The sequence below is a fragment of the Rhodococcus sp. WWJCD1 genome (genome assembly GCF_002258735.1).
Taxonomy (GTDB): domain Bacteria; phylum Actinomycetota; class Actinomycetes; order Mycobacteriales; family Mycobacteriaceae; genus Rhodococcoides.
Genome location: NZ_NOXY01000003.1, coordinates 178,873 through 200,686, shown reverse-complemented (window position 1 = coordinate 200,686; position 21,814 = coordinate 178,873). Strand labels below are relative to the sequence as shown.

At 66.6% G+C, this 21,814-nt stretch carries 1 protein-coding gene; it reads left to right on the top strand.

Annotation, left to right across the window (positions count from 1 at the left end; all coding sequences use genetic code 11):
• Positions 1 to 28: 28 nt before the first annotated feature.
• Entirely contained in the window at positions 29 to 21,799 is a 21,771-nt protein-coding gene (locus tag CH286_RS01100; protein ID WP_094608084.1) for a non-ribosomal peptide synthetase, read from the top strand.
• Positions 21,800 to 21,814: the final 15 nt, after the last annotated feature.

Genomic DNA, 21,814 nt, shown 5'->3' with positions numbered 1-21,814 from the left:
ACGGTTTTCGATCAGGAGGAATGGATAGATGGCGTCAGGCGGCCTCGGCGGTAGCTCTTCGACTATCGAGGATCTGCCTCGGCTGGTTCGGAGCGTCGGTGCGCTCGAACCGGATCGGGTGGCGCTGACGCACCTCGGTGTGGAGCTGACCTACGTCGGTCTGGATGCGGAGATCACCGCCCTCGACACGGCCATGGGCGGTGCCCTCGGACCCGACGCCCTGGTGCCCGTGGTGCTGTCCACCGCTGTCCCCGGTCTGATCGAGGCAACCGAGGGTGGCCTCGACGCCGTTGTCGCGGGCCTCCTCGACGATGCGGCGTCGGTGTTGGGACACGACACGGCAGCCGTTTCGGCCGCAGCGGCCGGGCCACGGAGTTCGGCCGAGGCCGACACGCTCTATCGGCGTTTCGTCGAGCAGGTCGAGCGGACCCCGGACGCTCCTGCCCTGACGTTCGCCGGCGAGACGCTGACGTACTCGCAGTTCGCGGATTCGGTGAACCGGTTGGCCCGACACCTGATCGAGCGCGGTGTCGGCCCCGACGCCCGAGTGGGCCTGTCGATTCGTCGATCGATGGACCTGCTGATCGGCATGTACGCGATCACCGCGGCCGGTGGCGCGTACGTTCCTCTCGACCCGGATCATCCATCCGATCGGTTGGGCTACGTCCTCGATATCGCCGAGCCGGTGGTGGTGGTCACGACCTCCACCGATCACCCCGACGTGCCGGCGTCCACCGAGACCGTGTCGGTGGATACGGTCGATCTGTCCGGGTACTCCACCGGCCCGGTGACCGACGAAGACCGCCGCGCCCCACTGTCGTCCAGTGATCTCGCGTACGTCATCTTCACTTCCGGGTCGACCGGACGGCCCAAGGGCGTCGCGGTGGGGCACAGCGCGATCGTGGCCAACATCGCGTGGCGGCAGCGCGAATACGTCATGACTGCCACGGACGTCGTGCTGCAGAAGACGCCGTTCACCTTCGACGTGTCGGTGTGGGAGTTCTTCTGGCCGTTGCAGATCGGTGCCCGCCTGGTGATCGCGGAGCCCGACGGTCATCGGGATCCCGCGTACCTGGCCCGAATCATCGGTGAGCAGAGCGTCACGATTGCCCACTTCGTGCCGTCGATGCTCTCGGTGTACGTCGCCGAACCCGCTGCAGCACAGGTGACGTCTCTGACGACCGTGTTCGCATCGGGTGAAGCACTGCCGGCGCGCACCGTCAATGCCTTTCACCGAATCTCTGCCGCGTCACTGCACAACCTGTACGGCCCCACCGAGGCCGCGGTCGACGTCACGTACTACCGCACGCAGGATGTCGAGGAGGCTGCTGTCCCGATCGGTGCCGCGGTTGCCGACACCGAGCTCTACGTTCTCGACGAGTCGCTGCACCGGGTGCCCAGAGGCGTCGAGGGCGAGCTGTATCTCGCCGGTGTGCAGCTCGCGCGCGGCTATCTGCGCCGAGGCGACCTCACCGCGGATCGTTTCGTCGCCGACCCGTTCGGCGGGCCAGGCGATCGGATGTACCGCACCGGAGACCTGGTGCGCAGGCGCTCCGACGGGCTGATCGACTACATCGGCCGCACCGACTTCCAGGTGAAGCTGCGCGGCCTGCGTATCGAACTCGGCGAGATCGAATCGGCTCTGCTCGCCGAGCCGAACGTGAGCCAGGCTGCGGTACTGGTGCATGCCGACGAGGCCCACGTGGAGCTGGGTGAGCACCTGGTCGGCTATGTCGTCTCGTCCGACCCCGAGATCGATCACAGTGATCTCGCAGCTGCAGTACGGCGTCGCACACCGGATTACATGGTGCCGTCGTTGTTCGTCGTACTCGACGAGTTCCCGCTCAATTCGAGTGGCAAGCTCGACCGAAAGGCCTTGCCGGCTCCCGACTTCGGGTCACTCGTCCGTGAATACCGAGCTCCGGAAACCGAGACCGAGTCCGCGCTCGTCGAGATCTTCCAGAACGTCCTCGGGATGGACCGTGTCGGCATCGACGACGACTTCTTCGCGGTAGGAGGAAACTCTCTCAACGCCACCCGAGTCGTCGCGCGCGTCAACGCCGAACGTGGTGTTTCCGTGGACGTTCGCGCGTTCTTCGATGCTCCCACCGTGGCCGAGCTCGCCGCTGTGGTCGATGCGGCGGAGGCGTCGAGTGGTGCACCCCGTGCGGCGCTCACGGCACAGCCGCGGCCGGAGCGTGTTCCGTTGTCGTTGGCTCAGCAGCGGATGTGGTTCCTGAACCGGTTCGAGCCCGAATCGGCCGTCAACAACATCCCGGTCGCCATCTCGCTGTCCGGCGATCTCGATCTCGATGCTCTGCGTGCGGCAGTCTCGGACGTGTTGGGCAGGCACGAATCCCTGCGGACGATCTATCCGGATCACGCCGGAGTGGGGTACCAGCAGGTGCTCGAACCCGACTCCGCCACAGTGGACGTGGAGTTCTCGGACGTCGATGAGGCCCGGCTGCCGGAGACGTTGCTCGAGTTCGCTCTTCGGCCGTTCGACGTCTCGACCGGCTTGCCCGTGCGCGCCGCCGTACTGGCGCTGTCTCCGACCGAACACATTCTGGCCCTCGTGGTCCATCACATCGCGGCCGACGGTTTCTCGATGGCACCGTTGACGCGAGACGTGGTGACCGCGTACGTGGCCCGCAGTTCCGGACAGGAGCCGGCGTGGACGCCGTTGCCCGTCCAGTACGCCGACTACACGCTCTGGCAGCGGTCGGTGCTCGGAGACGAGAACGATCCGACCTCGCTGATCGCTGCTCAGGAGGCCTACTGGCGCTCGCAGCTGGCCGGCGCACCCGAACAGCTCGACCTGCCGACGGATCGACCGAGGCCGGCGGTGGCGACCACTCACGGCGGTACACACCTGTTCGAGATCGATGCGGACCTCGCCGCGGCGATCGAACAACTCGGGCGTACCCACGGGGCCACGACCTTCATGGTGGTTCACTCGGCACTGGCCGTTCTGCTGGCGACGTTGTCGGCTACCGACGACGTCACGATCGGAACACCGGTTGCCGGTCGTGGCGACGCCGTCCTCGACGACGTCGTCGGCATGTTCGTCAACACGCTCGTGCTGCGCACCACGATCGACCCCGCGGCTGATTTCGAGGATCTGCTGGGCAGAGTACGCGAGACCGATCTCGCCGCGTTCTCGCACGCCGAGGTTCCGTTCGAGCGACTGGTCGAGGTTCTCGCGCCCACTCGCTCGACAGCTCGTCATCCACTGTTCCAGGTCATGCTGACGTTCCAGAACCTGGACGCCACGTCCGTGGAGATCCCCGGTCTTCGGGTGAGCGCGCTCGATTACGAGGCCGATCTCGCGAAGTTCGATCTGCAAGTGACCCTGTGGAACTCGGTGGCCGAGGGGACCGATCCGGCCGGTTTGACCGTAGCGCTGACGTACTCGGCCGATCTGTTCGACGCGTCGACGATGGCCGCATTCGGCGAGCGGTTCCTGCGGGTGCTCGACTCGGTGACTCGTGCGCCTGCCGCGCCCATCGCGGAGATCGATGTGCTCGACGCCGAGGAACGGTTGCAGGTGCTTCGAGCATGGAACGCGACCGGCCACGAGGTGTCGTCGGACCTGACGCTGGTCGAGATGTTCCGAGCGCAGGTCGAGGCCACACCCGATGCGCAGGCGTTGGTGTTCGAGGGCGACCGGCTGACCTATGCCGAGTTCGCCGCCCGAGTCAATCGTGTTGCACGAGAACTTGTCTCGCGTGGAGTCGGTCCGGACACGTTGGTCGCTCTCGCGATGGAGCGCAGCATCGAGCTGTTCGTGGGCATGTACGCGATCGTGACGGCCGGTGGGGCCTACGTGCCCGTCGATCCGAGCCAGCCGCGCGAGCGCAACGACTACATCGCCGAGACGGCGAATCCGGTTCTGGTGTTGTCCTCGACCCGTGATCACCTCGAACTCGGCGGATTCGAAACGATCGATATCGACGCGCTGGACGTCTCGGCACATTCGGCCGAACCTCTCGTCGACGCCGATCGCCGGGGATCGTTACGCCCGCACAACCTCGCCTACGTCATCTTCACGTCGGGATCCACCGGCCGCCCCAAAGGCGTCGGCGTCTCGCACGAATCGATCGTCAACCGTTTGTCGTGGATGCAGCACGAGTATCCGCTGACCGCCTCCGACGTGGTGCTGCAGAAGACGCCCGCGACGTTCGACGTCTCGGTCTGGGAGTTCTTCTGGGCTCTGCAGAACGGTGCCTCGGTGGCCGTCGCTGTACCGGACGGCCATCGCGACCCCGCGTATCTGCTCGATATCATTGCGCGCGAACAAGTCTCGGTGGTTCACTTCGTTCCCTCGATGATGTCGGTGTTCGTACCCGAGGTCGTTGCGCGCGCCGAGTCCGCAGCAACCCTGCGGCTGGTGTTCGCCTCCGGTGAGGCGTTGACACCGACGACTGCGCAGGCGCTGCGCCGGGCGCTGACGGCCATCGAGATCCACAACCTCTACGGCCCGACCGAAGCCGCGGTGGACGTGACGTACCACCGAGTCACCGACGACGACACCGCCGTCGTACCGATCGGTGCGCCGGTCTGGAACACGGCCGTCTACGTACTGGACTCCGCTCTGCGACCGGTGCCGGTCGGAGTGCACGGAGAGCTCTACCTCGCCGGAACGCAGCTTGCTCGAGGCTACGTCGGGCGACCGGATCTGACGGCGGATCGCTTCCTGCCCAACCCGTTCGACGAAGACGGAGCCCGGATGTATCGCACGGGCGACGTGGTGCGTTGGCTGCCCGGCGGCGAACTCGACTACGTCGGACGTTCGGACTTCCAGGTCAAGCTTCGCGGTCTACGGATCGAACTGGGTGAGATCGAAGCGGCCCTGCTCGAGCAGCCGTCGGTGAGCCAGGCGGTCACCGTGGTCCGTGCCGATCGGTTGGTGGCCTATGTGGTCGGCACCGGGAGCGTGGACACGCAGTCTCTGCGTGGTGCATTGAGCGAGCGCCTCGCCTCGTACATGGTGCCCGCCGTGATCGTCGTTCTCGATGCTCTGCCCCTCGGTGCCAGCGGCAAGCTGGACCGCAAGGCCCTGCCGGATCCCGAGATCGAGGAAGTCGAGTATCGCGCACCGTCGAATCCCGTCGAGGAGATCGTCGCTCGGGTGTTCGCGGACGTTCTCGGAGTCGACCGCATCGGCGTCGACGACGATTTCTTTGCCCTCGGTGGCAACTCTCTCGTCGCCACCCAGGTGGTCTCGCGATTGGGTAGCGAACTGGATGCGACCGTTCCGGTCCGTGCACTGTTCGAGGCCAGTACGGTTGCGGCACTGGCGGTTCGGGTGGAGAGTCACCTGGGTGACGGTGCCGCGGCACCGCTGGTTCCGCAGGCTCGGCCGGAGACGGTTCCGCTGTCGATGGCGCAGCAGCGGATGTGGTTCCTGAACCGATTCGATCCCGAGTCGGCCGTGAACAACATTCCGGTGGCCATCCGGTTGCGTGGTTCGTTGGACACGGCTGCGCTGCGCGCTGCCGTGTCGGACGTCCTCGAGCGCCACGAATCCCTGCGCACGGTGTACCCGGCTGTGGACGGCTCGGGACACCAACTCGTGGTCCCCACCCGTACCGTCGTCCCGGATCTCGAGCCGGTCGCGGCAACCGCCGATTCGGTCGTGGCCGACGTGACCGCCTTCGTAGCCGCAGGCTTCGACGTCACTGCTGCAGTTCCGTTGCGCGTGAGGCTGTTCGAGGTCTCGGAGCAGGAACATGTCCTGGTGTTCGTGGTGCATCACATCAGCGCCGACGGTTGGTCGATGGGTCCGCTGACCCGCGACGTGATGACCGCGTATCTCGCACGAGTGGCGGGCGAGTCGCCGTCCTGGCAGCCGCTTGCGGTGCAGTACATCGACTTCACGCTGTGGCAGCGGTCGGTACTCGGTAGCGAGGCGGATTCGGCGAGCTTGATCTCCCGGCAGGCGTCGTTCTGGCGCGAGACGCTGGCGGAGATGCCGGCCGAGCTCGCTCTTCCGCACGATCGGCCACGTCCCGCCGAGTCCTCGGGGGCCGGTGGCCGCGTCGAATTCGAGATCGCCCCCGACGTCCATGCCGGTCTCACTGCCCTGGCCAGGGAGAGCGGCACCACGACGTTCATGGTGCTGCACACTGCCCTCGCGGTATTCCTTGCGCGCATGTCGAATTCGACGGACATCGCCGTCGGCACGGCCATCGCCGGACGCGGAGATGCCGCACTCGACGACGTGATCGGAATGTTCGTCAACACCCTGGTCCTGCGTACCGAGGTGAACCCGGGCAAGGGCTTCGACGGCATGCTTGCCGACGTCCGCGAGGTCGATCTGGCGGCCTTCGCGCACGCCGATATCCCGTTCGAGCGTCTGGTCGATCTTCTCGACCCCGAACGCTCCGCTTCGCGACATCCGCTGTTCCAAGTTGCGATCGCCTTCGAGAACCTGCCGCCGAGCACCTTCGCGCTGCCCGGGTTGGAGGTCTCGGCCGTCGATCTCGACGTCGAGACGGCCAAGTTCGATCTGTCGCTGACGTTGCGTGAGTCCGACGGCGGCGGTATGTCCGCGGCGTGGCTCTACTCGCGCGATCTGTTCGACGAGTCGACCATCGTGGGCTTCGCCGACCGCTTCCGCCGCCTTCTCGACGGTGTGGTGGCGGATCCGAGTACTCCGGTCGGCGACCTGGGGATTCTCTACGAGGACGAATACGACCGTTTGACGCACGTGCACGGAGACGAGGTGTTGGCAGGCGGCACTCTCGCCGAGATCTTCGCTGCCGGAGCGGCTCTCGATCCGCAGGCGATCGCTATCCGCTACCGCGATCGCTCCATCACGTACGCCGAACTCGACAGCACGTCGTCTCAGCTCGCTCGTCTGCTCATCTCCAGAGGCGTGGGGCCGGAGACCGTTGTCGCGCTCGGGTTCCAGCGCTCCTACGAGATGGTGCTCGGGGTCTGGGCCGTGGCCAAGGCCGGCGGTGCCCACCTCCCGGTCGACCCGACATATCCGAGCGACCGCATTGCCCACATGGTCGGTGATTCCGGTGCGGTACTCGGCCTGACCGCCGCGGCACACCTGGCGTCGGTGTATGGATCGAGCGGCGGTCCGGAATGGATCCGTCTCGACGACGACGACGTGGTGGCGGCGGTGCGCGCTCACTCGGCCGATCCGATCACCGATGCGGATCGACTGCGGCCGTTGGTGTTCCAGAATCCGGCTTACGTCATCTACACCTCGGGCTCGACCGGTAAGCCCAAGGGCGTCGTGGTGACGCACGCCGGGCTCGGGGGCGTGCTCGATGCCGCCGGCGATCTGTACCACCTGACACCGTCGGCGCGATTCCTGCACATCTGCTCGCCGAACTTCGATCCGTCCGTCCTCGAGTGGATGGCGGCGTTCTCGGTAGGTGCAACTCTGGTGATCGTGCCCGCCGAGATCCTGGGCGGTACCGAGTTGTCCGAGCTGCTGGAGGCCGAGCAGGTCAGCCATTCGATCATCACTCCCGCGGTGCTCGGCACGATGGATCCGACGGGTCTCGACGCGCTCGAAGTGCTCTCGGTCGGCGGCGACGTCACCACACCGGAACTGCTCGCGCGATGGGCCCCTGGCCGCAAGTACTTCAACGGCTACGGACCGACCGAGACGACCATCATCTCGAGCTTCGCAGACCTGACTCCCGGCGAACCGATCACCGTCGGACGGCCCATTCACGGTATGTCGGCTCTGATTCTCGACGATCGATTGCGTCCGGTGCCGTCCGGAGTTGCCGGTGAGCTCTACCTGGCCGGCGGCGCTCTCGCTCGCGGTTATCTCGGTCGGCCCATGCTGTCCTCCGAGCGCTTCGTAGCCAACCCCTACGGTGTCGGCGGCGGCCGGATGTATCGCACCGGAGACGTGGTGCGTTGGACCGAGGATCTTCAACTCCAGTTCGTGGGCCGCACCGATTTCCAGGTGAAGGTGCGTGGGTTCCGTATCGAACTCGGCGAGATCGACTCGGCACTGACCGCGTACCCGAGTGTCGAGTTCGCCGTGACACTCGGACACCGGTTGCCCTCGGGGGTCACCACGCTCATCTCGTACGTACTCCCGGTCCGCGACGCATCGGTCGACGTGGGCGACCTGACGACGTTCGTCGGAAAAGCGCTGCCCAACTATATGATTCCGGCATCGATCACGGTGCTCGACGCGGTGCCGCTGACATCGGTCGGCAAGCTCGATCGGGCAGCACTTCCTGCTCCGGCGTTCGAGGCACGCGAGTTCGTCGCGCCGGCCACCGCGGTGGAGCAGAGCGTGGCGACCGTGTTCGCGGAGGTGCTGGGAGTCGATCGGGTGGGTGCCCAGGACGACTTCTTCGAGCTCGGTGGCAACTCGCTCATCGCGACGCAGGTGGTCTCGCGTCTCGGTGCAATTCTGGACACCACCGTGCCCGTACGCATGCTGTTCGAGGTGTCCACCGTCGCAGCGCTGGCGGATCGCCTCGAGTCCGGCGTCGGTTCGGGCTCGCGTGCGCCGCTCGTGGCTGGACCTCGGCCCGAGCGTCCACCACTGTCGTTGGCACAGCAGCGCTACTGGTTCCTCAACCAGTTCGACACGTCGTCGGCCGTGGACAACATTCCGTTCGCGGTACGTCTGACCGGTGCGCTCGACACGGCGGCATTGGCGGCCGCCGTGGGCGATGTGGTGGAACGCCACGAATCGTTGCGCTCGCTCTACCCGGACTCCGAACACGGACCGTTCCAACGGGTACTCCCGGCTGACGAGGCCACCCTGGACCTGTCGGTGCGGACAGTTGCAGCGGCCGACCTGCCGGAGACGGTGAGCCGCTTCTTCCTGCGCGGCTTCGACGTGACCCGCGAGGTTCCGGTGGACGCGATGCTGGTGCGAATCGACGGGGAGGACGTCGAGCACGTCCTTGCGTTTGTCGTCCATCACGTTTCCGCTGACGGTGCATCGATGGGACCGTTGGCAACGGATGTGATGACCGCATACACCGCGAGAGCGGCAGGCTCGGCTCCGGACTGGGAACCCCTGCCGGTGCAGTACGCGGATTTCGCGCTGTGGCAGCGCACCGTTCTCGGCTCCGACGACGACGAGAATTCTGTTGCGTCGCAACAGGTTCGGTACTGGAAAGAAGCGCTGGACGGTCTGCCCGACCAGCTGGTGCTGCCCACCGACCGACCCCGCCCCCCGACCCAGAGTTTCCGGGGCGAGACGGTGCGCTTCACCGTGGATGCCGCGGTGCACGCTGCCGTCGCCGACCTCGCGCGGGCACGTCAGGCCAGCGTCTTCATGGTCGTCCACTCGGCCTTCGCCGCGTTCCTGGCACGTGTGGCAGGAACCGAGGACGTCGCCATCGGGACTCCCATCGCCGGCCGCGGCGAGAGAGCGCTCGATCCCATGATCGGCATGTTCGTCAACACGTTGGTGTTCCGGTCCACGGTGCACCCCTCCATGACGTTCGAGGAGTTGCTGGCACAGGCTCGCGAGCGCGACCTGTCGGCATTCGCCCACGCGGACATACCGTTCGAGCGTCTGGTCGAGGTACTCAACCCGGTGCGTTCCACCGCGCGAAATCCGCTGTTCCAGATCGGCCTGTCGTTCCAGAATCTGGCCGATCTCAGCTTCGAGTTGCCGGGGCTGACCGTCCGCGGTGTCGACGCCGAGTCGACCCTCGCCAAGACCGACCTCCAACTGACGGTGTCCGATCGCTACGCCGCCGACGGCACGCCTGCGGACATGGACGCCGAATTCACCTTCGCCACCGACCTGTTCGACAGATCGACGGTCGAGGCCTTCGCTCGTAGATTCGTCGCGGTGCTGGCCGCGGTGGCTGCAGACCCGAGTGCAGTCGTCGGAGATCTGGACCTGCTCGACGAGGCAGAGCGAACGACGATCCTGGACACGTGGAACGACACCGATCACGATGTCGATCTGTCGCAGACCCTGGTGTCGCTGTTCGACGCTCAGGTCGACGCCCGTCCCGACGCTCCGGCGCTCAGGTACGCCGGCCGGACGCTGACCTATCGCGAGTTCGACAGTCGGATCAACCGTCTGGCGCGGCGGTTGATCGCCGCTGGAGTGGCCCCGCAGGTGACGGTGGCGCTTGCGCTCGGGCGTTCGGTCGAATTGCTCGTCGCGATGTACGCGGTGAGCAAGGCAGGCGGAATCTATGTGCCGCTCGATCCGGATCAGCCGGCTGCCCGCATCGCCGACATCGTCGACGACGCATCGCCACTGTTGATCCTGAGCTCGACTCGTGACGGGTTCTCGGCTCCCGAGGGCAACGGTCGGTCCGTGCCCGTCGTGATGGTCGACGCGGATTCGGACGAGTACGCACACATCTCGGATGCACCGATCGCCGACGACGAACGACGTGCGCCGCTGCGTGCCGCGAACACGGCATACGTGATCTTCACGTCGGGCTCGACCGGTCGACCCAAGGGTGTCGCCGTCAGCCATCGCGCCATTGTCAACCAGTTGCTCTGGGCGCGTGCGGAATACGGCATCGGCGTCGACGACGCGGTGCTGCTCAAGACCGCGGCGACCTTCGATCTGTCGGTATGGGAATTCTGGACGGCGTCGATCGCCGGCGGTTGCACCGTGATCGCCGAGGCCGGTGGACACCGCGACCCGAGCTACCTGCTGAACCTGATGACCGAGGCGAACGTGACGACGCTGCACACGGTGCCGTCGATGCTCGACGCATTGATCGCGGCGTCCGGGGGCACGCTGCCGTCCGGCCTGCGTCGAATCCTGGCCATCGGCGAAACACTGCCGCCTACCACCGCTCAGCGTGCGCTCCGCGCTACGCGGGCACGCCTGGACAATCTGTACGGCCCCACCGAGGCAGCGGTGTCGGTCACCGCGCACCGGGTGCACGACTCCGGGACGGGGCCGGTTCCCATCGGTGCTCCGGAATGGAACACCCGTGTCTACGTGCTGGATTCACGTCTGTCGCCGGTCCCGGTCGGTGTCACGGGAGAGCTCTATCTCGCGGGCACGCAGTTGGCCGACGGTTATGTCGGGAGGCCGGATCTCACCGCGGAGCGGTTCGTGGCCAACCCGTTCTCGCCGGGCCGACGGCTCTATCGCACAGGCGATCTCGCAGCATGGCGTAGCGACGGTGAACTGGAGTACGTGGGTCGTTCGGACTTCCAGGTCAAGATCCGGGGCTTCCGCATCGAGCTCGGCGACATCGACGCCGCGCTCCGCTCGATCGAATCGGTACGCGATGCGGCCGTGGTCGCCTCGAACGACGAACGCCTCGGGGATCGACTGGTCGCCTACGTGGTGCCCGTCGACGGTGTAACGGTCGATTCCGAGTCCCTGCGCGCGTCGATGGCGTCGTCGGTGCCGTCCTACATGGTGCCGTCCGCCTTCGTGATCCTCGATGTCCTGCCACTCAACGCCAACGGCAAGCTGGACCGAAAGGCCCTGCCGGAACCGGTGTTCGAGGCCGCGGAGTTCCGGGCCCCCACCGATCTCGTCGAGGTGACGGTTGCCGGTGTGTTCGCGGACATCCTCGGTGTCGAGCGCGTGGGTCTGGACGACGATTTCTTCGCGCTCGGCGGAAACTCGCTGATCGCCACCCAGGTGGTCTCACGTCTGGGCTCCGCACTCGACACCGTGGTTCCGGTGCGAGCGATCTTCGAGTCGCCGACGGTGCTGGGACTTGCCCGCGCCATCGAATCCACCGTCGGTGCCGGTGCGCGCCGTGCTCTGGTGCAGCGCAGGCGGCCCGAGCAGGTTCCGCTGTCGCTGGCACAGCAGCGGATGTGGTTCCTGAGCCAGTTCGATCCCACCTCGGCGGTGAACAACATTCCGGTGGCGATCCAGCTGTCCGGCGATCTCGACGTGCCCGCACTGGTGCGAGCGGTGACGGATGTGGTCTCGCGGCACGAGATTCTGCGCACCGTGTACCCCGAGGTCGACGGGCGAGGCAGTCAGGTCGTCCTCGGCCTGGCCGAGGGCGCACCGTCCGTCGACGTCATCGACACGGCAGCCGCCGATGTGCCCGAGACGTTGCGGCGGTTCGTGTCCGAGGGCTTCGACGTCACCAGCGCCGTTCCGGTGCGGGTGACGATCCTGCGCATCGACGAGCGTGAGCACGTCCTGGCTTTCGTGGCCCACCACATCGCCGCGGACGGGTTCTCCATGGGACCGTTGACCCGCGACATCATGGTCGCCTACACCGCCCGTGCGGCGGGCGAGGATCCGCAGTGGGCACCGTTGCCCGTCCAGTACGCAGATTTCACGCTGTGGCAGCACGAGTTGCTCGGCACCGACGGTGATCCCGAATCGCCCATGGCTCAGCAGCTCGGCTACTGGCGTTCGGTACTGCGCGGCGCGCCTGCACAACTCGATCTGGCGACCGATCGACCGCGGCCGGCGGTGGCGACGAACAGAGGAGCGGCGTACAACTTCTCGCTCGACGCCGAACTGCACGAGAGTATCGCCCGGGCGTCTCGGGAGAACAACGCGACGGTGTTCATGACCGCGCACACTGCTCTCGCAGTGCTGTTGGCTGCGCTGGCGGGAACCGACGACGTGGTGATCGGGACGCCGGTGGCCGGACGCGGAGATTCCAACCTCGACGACCTCGTGGGTATGTTCGTCAACACCCTCGCACTGCGCACGTCCGTCGAGCCGGGCATGACATTGCGCGATCAGCTCGCTCTGGTGCGAGAGGTGGACCTCGGGGCGTTCTCGCACTCCGACATACCGTTCGAGCGACTCGTCGACGCGATCGCGCCGGAACGGACGCAGGCCAGGCACCCGATCTTCCAGGTGATGCTCACGTTCCAGAACCTCACCGAACAGTCGTTCGCGCTTCCCGGGCTCGACATCGACGGTGTCGATCTGTCGAGTGCGATCGCGAAGTTCGATCTGCAGGTGACACTGTGGGAGAAGTTCGACTCCGCAGGCGCGCCCGATGGCGTCGACGTCCAATTCGACTACGCCACAGATCTGTTCGACGAATCGTCGATGGCAGCCTTTGCACGCAGGCTGGTCCGGGTTCTCGAGTCGATGACGGCCGAGATCGACCGGCCCGTCGGCGACGTCGATCTCCTCGAGCCTGCCGAGCGCACCGCCGTCCTCGAACAGTGGAACGCGACCGACCGCGAGATCGACGATCGGCACACTCTGGTCTCCCTGTTCGCCGAGCGGGTAGCAGCAGCACCGAACAACGTGGCCCTGGGCTTCGGCGACGAGCAGATCGACTACGCGGAGTTCTCCGGACGGGTGAATTCGCTTGCCCGAGTACTCATCGGGGAGGGCGTAGGACCCGAGACCGTGGTCGCGATCGCGATGCGCCGTTCGCCGGACATGCTCGTCGGCATCTACGCCGTCCTCGCTGCAGGCGGTGCCTATGTGCCGGTCGACCCGGACCAGCCGTCCGATCGGATCGAGTACATCCTCGAGACGGCAGCACCGGTCGCGGTGCTGACCACCACTCGCGACGGCGGCGTCGCCGGTTCGTCCGTTCCGCAGATCCGGTTGGACACCGTGGACACCGATGCGTCCGCGACCCGACCGGTCGAGGATTCGGAGCGACTGGCACCGCTGAGGCCGTCGGACACCGCCTACGTCATCTTCACCTCGGGCTCGACGGGCAAGCCCAAGGGTGTGGCCGTCACGCACGCCGCCATCGTCAACCGTCTGCTGTGGATGCAGCACGAGTACGGTCTGACCGTCGACGATGTGGTGCTGCAGAAGACGCCTGTGACGTTCGACGTCTCGGTGTGGGAGTTGTTCTGGCCGTTGCAGATCGGTGCCCAGCTCTACATCGCCGAGCCGGACGGTCATCGGGACCCCGCATATCTGGTGGAGACGATCGAACGCCGTGGTGTCACCACTGCACACTTCGTTCCTTCCTTGCTCGCCGTGTTCGCTGCCACCGACGGCATCGAGCGATGCAGCGCTCTGCGGATGCTGTTCGCATCGGGTGAGGCCCTACCGGTTTCGGTAGCCGCAGGCATCCGCCGGGCACTGCCCGCAGTAGAACTGCACAACCTGTACGGGCCGACCGAGGCCGCCGTGGACGTGACGTTCCATCGGGTCACCGACGCAGACACCGTGTCGGTGCCGATCGGCGTGCCGGTCTGGAACACCCGGGTCACCGTGCTGGATGCTCGGCTGCGCCCGGTGCCGATCGGCGTGCCGGGCGAGCTGTACCTGGCCGGAACCCAGCTGGCCCGTGGCTATCTGGGACGACCCGACCTGACGGCAGACCGATTCGTCGCAGATCCGTACGGGCGAGCGGGAAGCCGGATGTACCGCACCGGCGACCTCGTACGCTGGAACACCGGGGGAGAGCTGGAGTACCTGGGGCGCACCGACTTCCAGGTCAAGCTCCGCGGCCTTCGCATCGAGCTCGGTGAGATCGAGTCGGCGCTCATCGCCGACCCGACCGTCGATCAGGCCGTCGTGCTCGTGCGGCAGACACCGTCGTCGGGCGAAATTCTGGTGGGCTACGTGGTACCCGCCTCCGGCGCGGTCGTCGATCCGGCGGCCCTGACGGCGGTCGCGGCGCGGACGGTGCCCGAATACATGGTTCCGGCGTCGGTGGTGGTTCTCGAATCACTTCCGCTCGGACCGAACGGCAAGCTGGACCGACGGGGACTACCGGATCCCGAGTTCGGTAGCGACGCCGAGTTCCGCACTGCGAGCACCGATACCGAGCGCATCATCGCCGACGTGTTCGCCGACGTCCTGGGACTCGAGACGGTGGGCGTCGACGACTCCTTCTTCGCTCTCGGTGGTGACAGCATCGTGTCCATTCAGTTGGTCTCGCGCGCCAAGGCGAGAGGAATCCAGTTCGGCCCACGAGATGTGTTCGAGCGCAAGACCGTTGCCGGGCTGGCCGAGGTGGCCGTCGTCGTCGGCGAGGGTGCGGACACGGTCGTCCTCGACGAACTCGACGGCGGTGGGGTCGGCTGGCTGCCGCTGCCACCGTTCGGTGCGGCACTGCTGCAGCGCGGCGGTGGGTACCGTCGCTTCCATCAGGCGCTCACACTCGAGCTCCCGGCAGGCATCGACCGCGACGGTGTCGTGGCCACGCTCACTGCTGTCGTCGACCACCACGACGTTCTTCGGTCCACCCTCGTGCACGACGATCGTGGCTGGGGCCTCGAGGTGGGCGAGTCCGGTTCGGTGGACGTCGACGGGCTGCTGACGACCGCGTCGTCGGACGGTGGAGCCGCCGCGGTGGATGTGGCGGTCGGATCGCTCGATCCGGAGAACGGGCGCATGCTCGCGTTCGTGTGGGTCGAGAGCGCGCCGAACACATTGACCGTCGTCGCACATCACCTCGTCGTCGACGGCGTGTCGTGGCGAATCCTGGTGCCGGACTTCGTGTCCGCGTGGGCGCAGATCGCCGGCGGTGCCGACCCGGTGCTGCCGGATGTGGGTACGTCGATGCGGCGCTGGACACACGCACTCGTGGAGGAAGCGGCGCGCCGGACGGACGAGTTGCCGCAGTGGCGCAGCATCGCTCGGACCCCGGACCCGGTCCTGGGGGAGCGGGCCTTCGAGCCGGCCGTCGACGTGGTGGACACCCTCGAGCGAGTCGAGATGTCCCTGTCGTCGGATGCGACGCGCACGTTGCTGACCACGGTTCCCGAGATCTACCACGGCGGAGTCGCGGACGGACTGCTCGCCGCACTCGCGCTGGCAGTCACCGCCCTGCGCAAGGAACAGGGGATCGATGCCCCCGCAACACTGCTTCAGCTCGAAGGCCACGGCCGCGAGGAGGCCGTGGTCCCCGGAGCAGATCTGGGCCGGACCGTGGGCTGGTTCACCAGCCTCTTCCCGGTTCGACTCGACCTGACCGGAATCGACGTCGACGACGCCCTCGGCGGCGGCTCTGCCCTCGGCGACGCCGTGAAGGCCGTCAAGGAGCAGATGCTGGCGTTGCCCGACCGAGGAATGGGGTGGGGGCTGCTGCGCTACCTCGATCCCACGAGCGAGACGGAGCTGGCGGCGCTGTCCACCGGGCAGATCAGCTTCAACTATCTCGGTCGGGTCGGTACCGGTGAGGTACCGGAGGACATGAAGTCTCTCGGCTGGTTGCCTGCCGAGGACACCGCAGGTCTGACTGCAGCCGGTGATCCGGACATGGCCGCGAACAAGACGATCGACATCAACGCCATCGTGGTCGACACCGACGACGGCAGCGCCCTGAGTGCTTCGCTGGCGTTCCCGCGGGGCGCGATCTCCGAGGCGACCGTGGCGCGTCTGGCACAACTGTGGTCGGAGCTGCTCGACTCGCTCGCGGCCCACGCACGTACCCGCGGTGCCGGTGGCCTCACTCCGTCGGACCTTCCGTTGGCGCGCGTGAGTCAGGCCGACATTCTCGGCTTCGAGCAGCGTTATCCGGCACTGACCGACGTGTGGCCGCTGGCACCGTTGCAGCAGGGCTTGCTGTTCCATGCCCTGTTCGCCGATACCTCGCTGGACGTCTACACGATGCAGGTCGTTCTCGACCTGGCAGGCGAGGTCGATCAGGAGCGTTTGCGCGATGCCGCACAGGCCCTACTGGATCGGTACGAGAACCTACGCGCAGTGTTCGCGGTGACCGCGGACGGCGACAGTGTGCAGATAGTTCAGCAGGGCGTGCGGTTGCCTTGGCGCAGTGTCGATCTCAGCGGTGTCGAGGAGAACGCGCGCGCCGCCGCGGTCGCGGCGGCACTGGACGAGGATCAGCGGGAGCATTTCGACATCACCACCGCCCCGTTGTTGCGGTTCTTGCTGATTCGCCTCGGGCCCACGACGTACCGACTGGCGATGACCAACCATCACGTGCTGCTGGACGGCTGGTCGCTGCCGCTGGTGATGAAGGAGCTGCTCTACCTCTACGCCGTCCGTAGCGACACCTCGTCGATGCCGCGTCCGCGCTCGTATCGCTCGTTCCTGCAGTGGCTCGGTCAGCGCGACCCGGAGACCTCCCGGCAGGCGTGGGCCCGTTCGCTCGACGGCGTCGACGAACCGACACTGCTGACTCCACCGACCCTGGGCCGCGAGATCTCCACCCGATCGGCGGAGACCGAGGTGCGGATCGAAGCGGAGGCCACCGCAGCGTTGATCGCGCTCGGTGGACGCCTCGGCGTCACCGTGAACACGTTGGTACAGGCCGCGTACGGAATGCTGTTGGCTCAGATGACGGGCCGCGACGACGTGGTCTTCGGGGCCACGGTGTCGGGTCGTCCCGCGGACCTGCCCGGAGTCGAATCGATGATCGGCTTGTTCATCAACACCATTCCGGTACGAGTTCGCCTCGATGCTCACGACACAGTGGAGCAGTACCTCACGCGGCTCCAGGGTGAGCAGGCCGATCTGCTCGATCACCACCACGTGGGATTGGCGGACATCCAGCGGGATGCGGGGTTGGGCAACCTGTTCGACACGTTGACGGTGTTCGAGTCGTACCCGGTGAACGAGGCGGAGTTGGCGCAGCAGGCCGCATCGATCGACGGCATGACCGTCGAGGGTGTCGGCTCCAACGACAACACCCACTACCCGCTGACCCTGCTCGTGGTGGCGAACGAGGAAGTGACGCTGACGGCGAAGTACATCAGCGACCTCTTCGACACCCGTGCGGTCGAGTCGATCCTGGCGCGCATCGTCTCGCTGCTCGCTACGTTCGCGGCGGACCCCACGCGCCGGGTTCTCGACATCGACCTGCTCGACACCGCGGAGCGCACACGGATACTCGACGAGTGGAACGGCACTGCCCGCGAGATCGACTCCGCGGCAACGCTCGTGTCGATGTTCGAGGAGCGGGTGACGCAGTCCCCGGACCGGATCGCGGTCTCCTTCGAGGGCGATCGAGTGACGTACGCGGAATTCGCGGGTCGAGTGAACGCGCTTGCGCGACTGCTGATCCGCGAGGGCGTCGGCCCGGAAACGATGGTCGCGATCGCCATGCGCAGATCGGTGGACATGCTCGTCGGTGTCTACGCGGTGCTGACCGCGGGTGGGGCATACGTCCCGATCGATCCCGACCAGCCGGCCGAACGCGTCGAGTACATCCTGGCGACGGCCGATCCCGTTGCGATTCTGACCACGGAGGCGGATTCGTCTGCAGTGGAATCGGTCTCGTCCGTCGCGCCGCGGATCGAGGTCGATTCCGTCGACCTCGCCGGATTCGCCACCGATGCGGTTCGCGCCGACGAGCGGCGCGCCGCGCTGCTCTCCGACGACGTCGCGTACGTGATCTTCACCTCGGGCTCGACGGGCAAGCCCAAGGGTGTCGCCGTGACGCACGCCGCCATCGTCAACCGGCTCGTGTGGATGCAGGACGAGTACGGTCTGACCGTCGACGATGTGGTGCTGCAGAAGACGCCGGTGACGTTCGACGTGTCGGTGTGGGAGCTGTTCTGGCCGTTGCAGATCGGTGCAGAACTGGCGATAGCGAAGCCGGACGGGCATCGCGACCCGGCCTACCTGGTCGAGATCGTCACCGAGCGGTCGGTCACCGTCGCACACTTCGTGCCGTCGATGCTGGCCGTGTTCGCGACAGCGGACGGAGTCTCGCGGTGTTCGAGCCTGCGCATGCTCTTCGCGTCGGGTGAGGCGCTGCCGGTGTCGGTCGCCTCGGCAATCGGTACGGCACTGCCGAACACGAACCTGCACAACCTGTACGGACCCACCGAGGCCGCGGTGGACGTGACCTACCACCGCGTCACCGCCGCCGATGTCGCCGGCGTACCGATCGGTGTGCCGGTGGCCAACACTCGGGTGACCGTGCTCGACGCACGGCTGCGGCCGGTGCCGGTCGGCGTCGCGGGTGAGCTCTACCTCGCGGGAGTCCAGTTGGCCCGCGGCTACCTCGGGCGAGTGGATCTGACCGCAGACCGGTTCGTTGCCGATCCGTACGGTGCACCGGGTACGCGGATGTACCGGACCGGCGACCTGGTCCGGTGGAACGTCGACGGCGAACTCGACTACATCGGCCGCACCGACTTCCAGGTGAAACTGCGCGGCCTGCGCATCGAGCTCGGTGAGATCGAGGCGGCGTTGACCGCTCACCCCGACATCGACCGGTCGACCGTACTGGTGACGTCGACGGTATCGGGCGAAATCCTGGTCGGCTACGTCGTTCCTCGTACCGGTGCGTCGGTGGACGTGAGCGAGCTGACCTCGTTCGCAGGCAGCCGACTCCCCGGCTACATGGTGCCGACACAGATCATGGTGCTCGCCGAGTTCCCGCTGAACGCCAGTGGCAAGCTCGACCGAAAAGCATTGCCGGAACCGGTGTTCGAGGCGCGTGAGTTCCGTGCACCGGTGACCGCGACCGAGATCGCCATCGCCGACGTGTTCGCCGACGTGCTCGGTGTCGATCGGGTGGGATCGGACGACGACTTCTTCGCCCTCGGTGGAAATTCGCTCGCGGCCACCCGTGCAGCGGCGCGCATCACCGCTGGTCTGGGCAAGCAAGTGGGTGTTCGCGAGCTGTTCGAGAACTCGACGGTCGCAGCGCTCGCAGCGCGCACGGATCTCCAGGGAGCAGTGCATCGCGTGCCGCTTCGACCCAGGACCGGCGGCGAGCGGGTACCGCTCTCGCTCGCTCAGCAGCGGATGTGGGTGCTGAATCGACTCGACCCTGGTTCGGGCGCGTACAACATGCCGCTTGCCCTGCGGCTCACCGGTGACTTGGACGTGGCCGCATTGCAGGCGGCCGCGACGTGGGCGATCGAGCGGCACGAGACCTTGCGAACCCGCTATCCAGAGGATGCCGACGGCACTGCGTTCCAGGAGGTGCTCGACGCCCGGGCCACCACTCTCGACCTCGATCCGATCGACGCCACGGGTGAAGCCGACATCGCCGACCGGGTGCGTCGACTGGTGTACGACGGCTTCGATGTCACCGCCGCGCCTCCGGTGCGTGGTGCACTGTTCCGACTCGCCGGAACGGACGACGGCGACATCCAGTACGTGTTCGTCATCGTGATGCACCACATCAGCGGCGACGGAGCGTCGATGGCGCCGCTGGCTCGCGACGTGATGACCGCGTATCTCGCCGCGACAGCCGGCACGGTTCCGTCGGTCGCACCGCTGTCCATCCAGTACGCCGATTACACGCTGTGGCAGCGTGAGGTGCTGGGTTCGACGAACGACCCGGGTTCCGCAGCGAATCGGCAGGTCGACTTCTGGCGCACCGAGCTGAGCGGTATCACCCCGGTCATCGCCCTGCCGTGGGATCGGCCGAGACCGGCAGAGCCCTCGCTGCAGGGTGGAAGTGTCCGCGCACATCTCGACGCGCAGACCCACGAGGCGTTCGTCGGCATCGCACGATCGAACAACGCGACTCTGTTCATGGTGTTGCACAGCGTCCTCGCGGTACTGCTCGCGAGAACCAGCGGTGCACGGGACTTCGCTGTCGGAACTCCGATTGCCGGCAGGGGAGACGAACAACTCGACGACATCGTCGGAATGTTCGTCAACACGCTGGCGCTTCGGACCAGCGTCGATCCGGACGCGACGTTCGAGGATCTCGTGCGCAGCATTCGGGAGAGCGACCTGCGGGCATTCGGCAACGCGGACGTACCGTTCGAGCATGTCGTCGACGTCATCGGGCAGGACCGAACCCCCGGAATCAGCCCGCTGTTCCAGACCGTGCTGTCCGTCGAACCATTGGGCGAGGCTCGCTTCGAACTGCCTGCCCTGACCGTCGAGCCCGTCGAAGGATTCGAGCCGACCGCCAAGTTCGATCTCCAGGTGACGGTGCAGACTCGGCCCGTCGTCGGTGCCGATGGCGAACCAGACCTGGCGGTCGAATTCGCCTACGCCGCAGACCTGTTCGACGAGACGACCGTTACGGCGATGGTCGAGCGTTTCGTCCGGATCGCCGACGCCGTCGCGGCGGCCCCGGGTATCAAGGTCGGTGCGATCGACGATCTCGGTGACGACGAGCGGGCCGCGTTGACCGCATCCCCGACACCGGTCGCCGACGCCGTGGGTGCAGTGGCCGGTCGAACGTTGCCACAACTGCTCGCTGCGACCGTGGAAGCGGATCCCGAGGCACCGGCGTTGTCCTCCGCAGGTGAGGAAACCACGTACCTCGAGCTGGACCGACGTTCGTCACGCCTGGCGCGCGAACTGATCGACCGCAACGTCGGTCCCGACGTCACGGTTGCCGTCGTCGTCGACGACGCGGTCGAATCTGTCGTGGCCCGGTGGGCGGTGGTCAAGGCGGGTGGCGCACTGGCCCTGGTGGACGACATCGACAGTGCCGTCAGGGTGGGCGCGAGCGTAGTCGTCATCGACACCGGTCAGGCGCAGGACTGGGATCGAATCTCCACGATCGTCGATCTCGGTGACAAGACGACCGCCGGCTCGGTGACCGGCCGATCGGCTCGTCCGATCACGTACACCGACCGCGTGGCTGTGCTCTCCGCGGACAGCCCGGCTCTGGTGTTGGATGTGTCGACCGGCGCTACGGTGAGCCATGGTGCCCTTGCTGCCACGGCCGTTCGGACGGTCGGGGAGTACGGGATCGACTACGAGTCGCGACTGGGCGTCCCCACAGCGATCACCTCTCCGTCAGCGTGGTTCGCCGGTGTGATGGCTGCTTCGGTCGGTGCGGTCCTGGTGGTCGATCGGGCCGAATCACCCGAGGACTCTGCCGATCTCGTCGTCGCCGAGTGGATGACGCACGTGTTCGTGACTGCGGCGGAAGCCACGGCGGTCGCGGAATTGGAGTCGGACGATCTCGAGGATCTGGTGGCTTTGGTGATCGTGGACGGTGATGTGGAGGAGGCCGAACGACCGGTCGGTGTGTCTGTACACGGCGCGCCACAGTTCGGCTGAACCCGTTCGGGTCGA